Genomic DNA, 10423 nt, shown 5'->3' on the forward strand with positions numbered 1-10423 from the left:
TCAGCTCACCGGGCCGTTCACGGGGCCCATCACTGGGCCTTGCGCGGGATCTCCTCGACCGCTCGACGCAGGTTCGGTCGCGGACCCGGATCCGTCGAGGCAGCAGACGCGGCCGGCTCGGCCGCCGCGCCCGACTCCGGGTCCGCCGTATCGGCGGTCGGAGCGGGAGCGGCGGCGGAGCCGACGCCGAGGAGCGAGGACGACGCCTGGGCGTTGACCAGCGCGTCGTACTCCTCCTGGCTGCCGAAGTTGATCACCCCGTAGAAGTCCTGGAGGAACGCCAGGTCGACCGCGAACAGGCCCTCGATGTCGAACGAGGTGACCAGGTCGAGGCTGCCGAGCTCCTCCACGACCCGCGTCAGCACCAGGATGGTGAGACGCGGGTCGTCGGGGCCTTGCACTGTCGGGTCGCGCAGCGGCTCGAGCTCGTCGCGGGCTGTCGCCAGCCGCATCGTGCCCGTCTTGTGCAGACGACCCTGCCCGTCCACGTAGCCACGCGGAAGGGTGAATTCGTACGACGTACGCAGAGAGCTCACGCTCCTACTTTGCCCTACTTGACGCGGTCGAGGCGCTCAATCACCAGAGTGATCGTCTCCTTGACGGCCTCGCTGGACTCCGTGCTCACGGCGTCGGTCGCGATCTTGCTCGGCCAGCCCTTGAGGAAGTTGAAGCGGCCGATCTCCACGAACGAGGTGTCGTAGAGGACGATCGAGCCGTTCTTGCGGGCGCTGGCCCGGTCCATCGTGAGGCCCTTGTCGCGGATCGCGATGAACCACTTCCAGATCGGGTCGGCCATGGCGTCCGAGGGCGCCATCCGGGTGATGGTCAGGTCCGGTGCCTTCTGCGTGTTGCCGCGGGTCTTGACCACCTGCATGCGACCCGTGGGGCCGTTCTGCTGGATGGTGACGACGTCGTGCTCGACGTCGAGGCCCGAGACGCCGGACAGGATGATGTTCTCGCCGTCGATCTCCAGGTAGAAGTTCTGGGCGACGATCGGGTCGGTTGAGATGAGGTCGTTGGGCATGACTGGGGACTCCGGTCTCTAGTGCGTGCTAGTGGGTTGACGGGGTCCCGGCGTCAGCCGGCGACCTGCTTCTTCTGGCTGATGCGGAACACCACGAACTCCGCAGGCTTCACCGGGGCGATCCCGACCTCGACGACCAGGAGGCCCTGGTCGATCGACTCCGGCGGGTTCGTCTCGGCGTCGCACTTGACGTAGAAGGCCTCGTCGGCGGAGGTGCCGAAGAGCGCACCGGCCGACCACAGGCCGCGGAGGAACGCACCGACGGTGCGCTTCACGCCCTCCCACAGCGCCATGTCGTTGGGCTCGAAGACCGCCCACTGGGTGCCGGTGAGGATGGTCGCCTCGACCATGTTGAACAGGCGGCGGACGTTGATGTAGTTCCAGTCGGTGTCCGACGAGAGGGTGCGCGCACCCCAGATCCGGATGCCGCGGGTGCCGAACGGACGGATGCAGTTGATGCCGATCGGGTTGAGCAGCGACTGCTCGTTCTGGGTGACGGTGCGCTCGATGTCGAGGACGCCGCGCATCGTGTCGTTGGCCGGGGCCTTCCACACGCCGCGGGTGTCGTCGGTCCGGGCCCAGACGCCGGCCACGTGGCCCGACGGCGGGATCAGGATCTCGCTGTTGCCGTTGACGCCGGTCGGGTTGTCGACCTTGACCCAGGGGTAGTACAGCGCGGCGTACGCCGAGTCGTACATGGCGACGTCGCTGCGCCACTCCTTGATCTGCTGGGCCGACATCCCGGGAGGCGCGTCGAGGACCGCCATCCGGTTGCCGTTCTGCTCGCAGTGCGAGATCAGCGCCGTCTGCACGGCCTTCCAGAGGTTGAGGTCGATCGTGCCGTCCTCGCCCGTGGCGGCGGTGACCAGGTCGGGGACGATCACCATCGTGACGTCCTCGGCGACGGCCAGGCCGTTGATGCCCTTGCGGGCCGACTCGGAGCCGGCGAACTTGGCGCCGGTGACGGGCACCGGGACGGGCTCGGCCTTCTCCAGCGGGTAGAGGCCGGGCTTGACCAGCTCGAGCTGCGAGGCCAGGTCGACGCTGTCGTCCAGGTTGAGCTCGATCTTGATCTTCGTCGAGGTGGCGTTGACGGCGGTCGCGACGTTGGAGTCGCCACTGCCGAAGCCGAGGCCGGAGAAGGACTCCACCGCCTCACCGCCCTCGAGGACGGTGATGGTGAAGCTCGCGGGGCCGTCGGTCTCGTCGTCGCCGCCGTCGTCGGTGGTGACCTGCAGGGTGATGTTGGCGTCGGGCTCGAGGCTCTCGACGGCCACGGGCAGGCCCAGCGCGCGGTCCGCGGCCGGGAGGGCCAGGGTGGCCGGCTGGCCGGCGGGCTCGGTGTTCGGGACGCGGCAGATGTAGGCGATGCTGCCGCCGTTGGCGAAGTAGCCGTAGACCGAGAGCGGCAGCACGCAGCCCTCGGAGAAGCCGCCGTAGAGCGACTCGAACTGGGTCCAGCTCGTGACGAGCCGGGGCGCAAGACCCTGGGGGTCGTTGGGGTCGTCGGTCGGGGCGGTCGCCGTGAACCCGACGAAGGCAGCCACCGCGGTCGGCGCGGCGGACAGAACCTTCTGGGACGACGGGACCTCTTCGACGTAGACGCCGGGTGCGGTGTAAGTGGGCATCTCTTGATCCGCTCTCGCGACAGGTGGAAGGACATCGGCAGACTGCTCCCGCCCCGGGAGCGCTGCACCGGGAACAGCGACACATGGCCCGAAATGACTATGCCGATGGCGCGAAGATGTCTTGACGGTTGGCGGCGGCCGTCCCGATGATCGGGCATGGCCAACCGCCCCGCCGCCGCGCTCGAGCTCCGCGAGGGCGACCAGCCCCGCCTGGCGGCGATGACCCGCAGCCCGACGGTGCGCGCCGGCCTCGCGCAGCGGGCCAGGATCCTGCTGCTCGCTGCCGACGGGCTGTCGAACACCGAGATCGCGGACAAGGTCGGGGTGTCGCGCCCGACGGTCCTGGTGTGGCGGCAGCGGTACGTCGACGCCGGGATCGACGGGCTCGACGACCGGTCGCGGCCGGGTCGCCGTCCGCAGGTCGCCGCGCCCGACCTGCTGGCCGCCTCGCTCGCGACCCCACCACGTCGGCTGGCGGTCAGCCACTGGTCGTCGCGGCTGCTCGGGGACGAGCTCGGCGTCGGCCGCGGCGCGGTGGTGCGGGCCTGGCACACCTACGGGCTGCAGCCGGTGCGGGGTGGCTTCCGGCTCGCGGTCGCCCCGAGCCTCACCGGCCGCGTGGCCGCCGTGCTGGCGCTGCGGATGGGGCCTCCGGAGAGCTTCGCGGTGCTCGACGTCCGCGAGCCGTCCCGCGCCGGTGACCGGACCGACGAGTCCGGCTCCGACGACGCGCTGCGCGAGCTCGACGCCGCGCTGCGCGCCGACCTGCCGCCGGCGCCCGTCGACGCCGCGAGCGCCCTGCTCGGCTTCCTGGACGAGGTCAACCGGTCACGCGCCCACTGGCCGACGGCGTCACGGCTGCACCTGGTCACCGACGGTCGCGGGCCGGTCGCCCTTCCCGCGCTGCGGGAGGCGCTGGCGGTGCGGTCGCGGATCACGGTCCACACCGTGCGGGACCCCGCCCGGTGGCCCGACATGGCCGCCGCGTGGCTGTCGATGGCGGCGTACGGCGACGCCGACGCGGGCTCCATCGTCACGGAGCTCGAGCGGGTCCGACGCGGACTCGCGCCGGGCGAGGTGTTCGCCTGGTCGCTGGGGGCGAGGTCGACCGGCGCCGAGCCGTGGCGGCTGATGCCCGCCCGGCCAATCGTCAAGTGACTTCAGGGCCACCTGGTGGTCGGCTGGGGTCGGCCCTAGCTGGACTGGGTCCGCATCGCGCCGGGCATCGTCATCTGGATGACGCCGCCGTACACGCACTGGCACGTCGACCCCGAGACCAGCGCAGGCTGGTTGCCGAGCATCGTCTTGATGGCGCCGGGCGCCCACGGGCCGGGGACGACGGGGACGCACGGCATCGGGGTGAGCACGCCGAGCGCGGCCGCCGTCGCCGCGGCGACGGTCGGGTTGGCCAGGCTGTTGCACATGCCGAACGGCGGGATGTTCGCGCCGCCGATGTTGTCCATCGTCGTCGCCGCCGGCCGCCCCTCGATCATCACCTTGCTGAGGCCCTTGGGCACCAGCGTCGACGGGGCGAGCCCGAAGGAGCACTGGAGCATCGCACCCATCACTGCGTTCTGACCCATGACGTCCTCCTGGTGTCTAGCGCTTGGAGCCCTTGACGGAGCCCTGCAACGGCTCGCCCGCACTCGTCACGAAGCAGATGACGCTGCGGTCGTCGTCCTCCCAGCTGCGGGCCGAGGGCAGCAGGTAGGTGTAGAAGAGCTTCGAGTCGAGGTAGTCGACCCCGACGTACTTGCCGTACTGGCCGGCGCAGGCGCCGTTGGCGAACTTCGCGAGGGCGTCGTCCCCCGGGTAGGTGTCGCCGGCGTCGCCACCGGCGGAGACGTAGGGGACCACGGCGTACGACTCCTGCGCGTGGTCCTGGTCGCAGCCCACAGCGGTGAGCTCGCTGAGCTGCGCCTTGACCTCGCTCTGGGCCTCGAAGCACTGGCCGGGCTCGATCTTGAAGACGGACACGCCCTTGCTGTCGTCGCCGCCGCCGAAGTACCCGCAGCCGCTGAGTAGAGGCAGGGCGAGCACGACGGACCCCGCGGTCACCGCGCACCGCCCGAGGAAGGAGCGATCAGGCATGCGGACCGTCGTCCATCCTCGAAGCCATGCCGCTGATCCGCTCCACCGACGGGGGAGTGAGCTCCCAGTCGAAGGTGTCGGCGGCTACGGTCACCATCAGGCTGAACGACGCCTTGAGCGAGCCGCCCGACGCCGCCCAGATCTCGCGGACCTTGTTGTCGCTGTCGCCCAGGCCGAGCCGCACCGTCGAGGAGAGCTCGGCCGGGAGCAGGTCCTCGGGGATCGCCTCGACGCCCGCGAAGATGCTCACGACGTCGCCGAGCAGCTGGTGCTCGTCGCGGGGGCTGCCGGCCCAGGCGCTGACCAGGTAGCCGAGCTGCATCATCGGCTGCGGCCGGCGGCGCTGGGCGGGGCCGCCCTCGGGGTTGCGTGTGGCCGGCGCGGACGGCTGGTTGCTGCGCTGGACGTCGTACAGGAAGAGGTTGACGGTGATCCGCGACAGCTGCGCCGACCACGTGCCGCTCGGTGGGTCGAACGAGACGTCGCCCATCTCCTCCGGGAGCGGAAGCCGTGCGCGGAGCAGCTTCTCGAGGCTCGAGTCCACGTGGCTGATGAACACGCGGCGAGTCTGGCACGCATCCCGTGGGGCCACATGAAATCGCCCAGATCGCCCCTCGGGTGACCGTCCCCTTCCGGGGTGGTTGACACCGCCCGAACGGGCCAGGGGATTGACCCGATCGGGTTTCCGCATTCGGCCACGCGCACGCGCCTTCGATTCCTAGGATCGGACGGTCAGCCAAGTCGCCCGGGGAGGACAGTCGTGCGCGTAGCAACCGAGCACCGACTGGTCACCGCCAACCCGGGAGAGACCGTCGAGGTCTGCGTCGACGTCGTCAACACCGGCGAGCTGATCGAGGGCGTGACCGCCCACCTGATCGGGCTCCCCGACGGGCAGATCAGCGTCGAGCCGCAGCTGCTGCCGCTGTTCCCCGACGCGCAGGGACAGATCACGCTGACCATCGGCGTGCCGACGCACCAGCCGGCCGGGATGCACCCCCTCACCGTCGCCGTCGTCTCGCACGGCTCGGGCTCGCCGACCCAGCACGTCGACATCGACCTGTCCGTGTCGGCCCGCCCGGACATCAAGCTGGCGCCGGACCCGCAGACCATCCGGTCCAAGCGCACCGGCCGCTTCGTCCTGAACATCGAGAACAGCGGCAACGTGGCGCTCGACGCCGTGCTGTCCTCGACCCAGGAGGACAAGCGCACCAAGACGAGGTTCACGCCCGAGACCGTGCACGTCGAGCCCGGCGCCTCGACCCCGGTGATCCTGGCGGTCAAGGGCCCCCGGATGTTCACCGGCTCCGAGACCGACCGGATGGTGACCGTCGGACTCGTCGCCAAGCGGGCGCACACGATCCCGGCGATGGACGAGACCGAGACCATCCCCGAGCTCGAGCGCGAGACCGTCGTCCGGCTCCGGCAGAAGCCGCTGGTCAGTCGGGGTCTGCTGACCGCGCTGATCCTGCTGAGCATCGTCGTCCTCTGGGCTGCGATCTTCCTGCTCGGCCTCACCCAGGTGCTGGCCGGCGACCCGATGACCAAGACCGCGCCCGCGTCGTTCTTCCCGGTGTCGGCCGACGACGCCTCCGGCGACCTCGATCCGTCCGCGGCGACCACCGGGCCCGCGCCCGCGGGCGCGATGCCCAAGACCGGCCTGCTGCCTGCGGGCGTCGGCGGCGAGATCAGCGGCACGGTCACCGCGGCCAGCGACCAGCTGCCCGCGGGACGGATCACCGTCCAGGCCTACCGCCAGGGTCGCGCCAAGCTCCTGGAGGTGAGCTCGGCGGCGACCCAGTCCGACGGCACCTACAGCCTCGCCGGGCTGTACCCGACGTCGTACCGGCTGAAGTTCAGCGCCGACGGCTACCGACCCGTCTGGTACCCCAACGCCCCGTCGAAGGCAGGTGCCAAACAGGTCACCGTCGCTGCCCAGGGCAAGTCCGAGGGCATCAACGTCGTCATCCAGGGCAAGCCCGGCAGCATCACGGGCGACATCGACCCCGGCGCCTCGCTGGTCCCCGTCACCACCAAGGTCGTCGCGCGGTCGACCTCCGCGGCCGGCGGCACCGCGCCGGTGGCCCAGACGGTCGCCCACGGCGCGAGCTACTCGCTCACCAACCTGCCTGCGCCGGCGACGTACGAGCTGAGCTTCAGCGCGCCCGGCTACCAGGCGACGAAGGTGGTCACGACCGTCGGCGGTGGCGAGTCCCGGATCCAGCCGACCGTCGTGCTCAGCTCCGGCAGCGGTCAGATCAGCGGCGTCGTCACGGACGGGACGAACCCGCTGGGCAACGTGAAGATCACCAGCACGGTCGCGGGCCAGGAGGTCTCGGTCATCACGCCGACCACGGGCCAGGTCGGCGCCTACACCCTCGACCACCTCGCGACCCCCGGCACCTACATGCTCACGTTCACCAGCGAGGACCACGGCTCCCGGGCGGTGATCGTCGACCTCGAGGCCGGGCAGAGCAAGGCGGGGGTCAACGTCAAGCTGGCGTCGGGCAGCGGGTGTGCCGTCGGCACCGTCAAGGACGCCGACGGCAACCTGCTCGGGGGCGTCAACGTCCTCCAGGGTGGCTCCGTGCAGAGCGGCAGCACCGCCGACCCGAGCACGGTCCCCTCGACGACCACCCTCACCGAGGGGGCGGTCGGCAGCTTCTCGATCTGCGGGCTGAGCGCACCTGGCGACTACACCCTGACGTTCGTCGCCGACGGCTACGCCTCGGAGACGGTGCCGATCAGCCTGGGCGCCAACGGCACGCCGCCGAAGGTCGCCGTCACGCTCGACACGCAGCTCGGAGGCATCCGGGGCACCGTCACCGGGCCGGGCGGGGGCGTGCTCGTCGGCGCGACCGTGACCGCCACCAACGGGGCCCGCTCCTGGGTGACCACGAGCAGCTCGGCCGGCGGCACCCTCGCCAACGGCGGCTACCTGTTCAGCTCGCTGCTGCCCGGCACCTACAGCGTCACCGTCACGGCCGACGGTCTCAAGCAGCAGACCGGCATCGTCACGGTGAAGTCCGGGGCGACCTCGGTCCAGGGCTTCGTGATGAAGGCGGCGGGCTGACGTGTACGTCGAGCTGAGCCAGCGCCGCATCATCGCCGTACCCCGGCGGCCGGAGCCGATCGAGATCACGATCAGCAACACCAGCGACGTGATCGGCGGCTACACGCTCCGATTCCTGGGTGCCGACCCGAGCTGGATCGAGATCGACGAGACCGAGATCTCGCTCTTCCCCGACGAGACCCGGACGATCACCGCGATGATCACCATTCCCGACGGGATGGTCGCCGGCGACCGGCGGATCACTGTGCAGGTGCGCGAGCTGACCCCGCCGGAGGCGACCAGCGTCGAGGAGATCGTGCTCGTCGTCCCCGGCACCCGCTCGGTGCAGATGCGGGTCGACCCGATGGCGCTGACGGCGGGCAAGGTCGGTCGCTTCGGCCTGCTCGTCGACAACACCGGCAACACGAACGTGAGCGGCCGGCTGACGGGGACGGACGCCGAGGGCAAGGTCCAGTTCGAGTTCGACCCGCCCGTGCTCGACCTCCAGCCGGGTGAGCACGCGGTCGTCGAGATCAAGGCGAAGTCCAAGCGGCCGCTGGTCGGTGGCCCGTTCGTCCGCGTGCTCGACATCGGCATGGAGGACCCGCTGCCCGCGGGCGTTCCCGTGCCCGTCGCACCGCCGGCGGCAGAGTCGGTCGACCAGAAGCTCACCGTCAAGAAGCCCAAGAAGAAGAACCGCGCCGCACCGCGCCCCGGCTCGGAGGACGCGCCGCTCGCGAACGCCTCGTTCGTGCAGAAGGCCCTGCTCGGCCGGGGCCTGCTGTCCCTCTTCGGGCTGCTCTTCGCCCTCTCCGTCTTCGCGGTCGTCATCACGCTCGCTCTCTCGCGGATCGTCGGCCAGTCGGCAGCCGACCGCAACCTCGCCCTGGAGATCGCGCAGGCGCGCAACGCGGCCGCGACCTCGGGCAGCAGCGGGATGTCGGGCACCGTCCTGCTGCTGACCTCGGGCAAGCCCGTGCCCGGTGTCGCCGTCGACGTCTTCCCGGCCGACGACACCTCGGAGCCCATCGCCAACACGGCGACCAACAAGGCCGGCACCTGGTCGGTCTCCGACCTGCCTGCCGGCGACTACAAGCTCACCTTCCGCGGCGCCGGTTTCGTCCAGCTCTGGTACCCGCAGGCCCTGTCGGCCGACAACTCGAAGACGGTCACGCTCGAGGCCAACAGCAAGAAGGCCGGCCTCGACGTCTCCCTCGGCGGTGTCCCCGCCTCCATCAAGGGCACGGTGCTCGGCGACGACGTCTCGGCCGCGTCGCTCGCGCTCACGGTGCCAGTGGCCGGAGGCGCCGTCACCAGCGGCTCCGACTCCACCACGGGCGCCGTCGTCCAGACCGTCCCGATCGGCTCCGACGGGTCGTTCGAGCTCACCAACGTGCCGTCGCCCAGCGTCTACGACCTCGTCGTGACCAAGACCGGCTACGCCACCGCGACCCAACGCGTCGACGTGGGTGCGGGCGAGGAGCGCGACGGCGTCGAGATCACCCTGCGCAAGGGCGACGGTGTGATCTCGGGGACCGTCAGCTCCGCGGCCGGGGCTCTCGGCGGGGTCACCATCACCGCCTCCTCGGGGCAGACCGAGGTCACCACGATCTCGTTGACCAGTGGGGACGTCGGGAGCTTCACGCTGCGCGGTCTCCCCACCCCGGCGAGCTACACCGTGGTCGCCAGCAAGCCCGGGTTCGCGACGCAGACGATGACGCTGACCCTGGCCAAGGGGCAGAAGCTGACCGGCGTCGCGCTGACGCTCGGCAAGTCGTCCGGCTCCCTCAACGGGTCCGTCACCCTGCTGCCAGACCGGGATCCGGCCGGCGGGGTGGCGGTGACCGTGACGGACGGCGAGCAGACGATCATCACCGCGACGCAGAGCGCGGGCGACATCGGCAGCTGGAAGGTCGGCGGCCTGGCCATCCCGGGCACCTACACCGTCACGTTCACCCGCGCGGACCTCGCCTCGCAGACCCTGTCGGTGTCGCTCGACGCCTCCGGCCAGATCACGCCCGGATCCCAGGGCGCGACGGTCTCCTCGGAGGGCATCGAGGTGTCGATGCAGCCGTCGGCCGCCGTCGTGAAGGGCGTCATCAAGCAGCCCGTCTCCGGTGGGTCGTCGACGAACGTGCCCGTCGGTGAGGTGACGGTCCAGCTCAGCTCCGGCAGCGCGACGTACACCGTCATCACCGCCACGGTGCCCGCCGCCGACCTCGGCGCCTACCGCATCGAGAACATCCCTCCCGGCACCTACACCGTCAGCGTCAGCCGCAACGGCGTCAGCCCGACGTCGACGATCATGCAGCTGACCGCCGGGCAGGTGCGCGACTACAGCCCGGTGCTCGCCGCCGCGGCCTCGATCTCCGGCACGGTCACCCAGGGCGGCTCGACGGTGCCTGCAGGGTGGTACGTCGACATCTACCGGTCGTCCGACTACCCCGACGATCCCTACCGGACGGTCCGCACCAACGCGAGCGGCCACTTCGACTTCGAGGACGTCGACGCGCCCGAGGTCTACGTGATCGAGGTCCGCCCGACCCGCGGCAGCGCGCCGCAGGGCTCGCGGACCGTCCAGCTCGGCGCCAGCGAGCAGCGGACCATCACCCTGAGGGCAGAGCAGTGACG

Annotated in this window: 9 protein-coding genes; 3 read left to right on the forward strand and 6 right to left on the reverse strand. The window is 70.8% G+C overall.

The window, feature by feature from the left end:
- Positions 1-29 precede the first annotated feature (29 nt).
- The 3 genes from ASC77_RS21020 to ASC77_RS21030 are packed head-to-tail and all read right to left on the reverse strand — an operon-like array spanning position 30 to position 2652.
- Positions 30-536, reverse strand: a complete 507-nt coding sequence (locus ASC77_RS21020; protein ID WP_235547869.1) for a hypothetical protein — start codon at positions 534-536, stop codon at positions 30-32.
- Positions 537-550: 14 nt separating this feature from the next.
- Positions 551-1024, reverse strand: a complete 474-nt coding sequence (locus ASC77_RS21025; protein WP_056157446.1) for a phage tail protein — start codon at positions 1022-1024, stop codon at positions 551-553.
- Positions 1025-1077: 53 nt separating this feature from the next.
- Positions 1078-2652, reverse strand: a complete 1575-nt coding sequence (locus ASC77_RS21030; protein WP_056157448.1) for a phage tail sheath family protein — start codon at positions 2650-2652, stop codon at positions 1078-1080.
- A gap of 156 nt (positions 2653-2808) precedes the next feature.
- On the opposite strand from ASC77_RS21030, the gene ASC77_RS26325 reads away from it, so the two are divergent.
- A complete protein-coding gene (locus ASC77_RS26325) occupies positions 2809-3810 on the forward strand; it encodes a helix-turn-helix domain-containing protein (RefSeq protein WP_082575145.1) in 1002 nt (333 codons plus the stop codon).
- Between the two features lie 35 nt (positions 3811-3845).
- Here ASC77_RS26325 and ASC77_RS21040 read toward each other — a convergent pair whose 3' ends face one another.
- The 3 genes from ASC77_RS21040 to ASC77_RS21050 are packed head-to-tail and all read right to left on the reverse strand — an operon-like array spanning position 3846 to position 5302.
- Entirely contained in the window at positions 3846-4235 is a 390-nt protein-coding gene (locus ASC77_RS21040) for a DUF4280 domain-containing protein (RefSeq protein WP_056157452.1), read from the reverse strand.
- Positions 4236-4251: 16 nt separating this feature from the next.
- On the reverse strand, positions 4252-4743 hold the full coding sequence (locus ASC77_RS21045; RefSeq protein WP_056157455.1) for a septum formation family protein: 492 nt from the start codon (positions 4741-4743) through the stop codon (positions 4252-4254).
- Positions 4736-5302, reverse strand: coding sequence for a DUF4255 domain-containing protein (locus ASC77_RS21050; protein ID WP_056157457.1), 567 nt, complete (start codon positions 5300-5302; stop codon positions 4736-4738). Before ASC77_RS21050 ends, ASC77_RS21045 begins: the two co-directional genes overlap by 8 nt.
- Before the next feature lie 201 nt (positions 5303-5503).
- Here ASC77_RS21050 and ASC77_RS21055 point away from each other — a divergent pair, with 201 nt between their 5' ends.
- A complete protein-coding gene (locus tag ASC77_RS21055; RefSeq protein ID WP_056157461.1) occupies positions 5504-7813 on the forward strand; it encodes a carboxypeptidase-like regulatory domain-containing protein in 2310 nt (769 codons plus the stop codon).
- 1 nt (position 7814) lies between these two features.
- Complete coding sequence (locus ASC77_RS21060) at positions 7815-10421, forward strand: carboxypeptidase regulatory-like domain-containing protein (protein ID WP_056157464.1); 2607 nt, start codon at positions 7815-7817, stop codon at positions 10419-10421.
- Positions 10422-10423: the final 2 nt, after the last annotated feature.

The sequence above is a fragment of the Nocardioides sp. Root1257 genome, from assembly GCF_001425175.1.
GTDB lineage: Bacteria > Actinomycetota > Actinomycetes > Propionibacteriales > Nocardioidaceae > Nocardioides.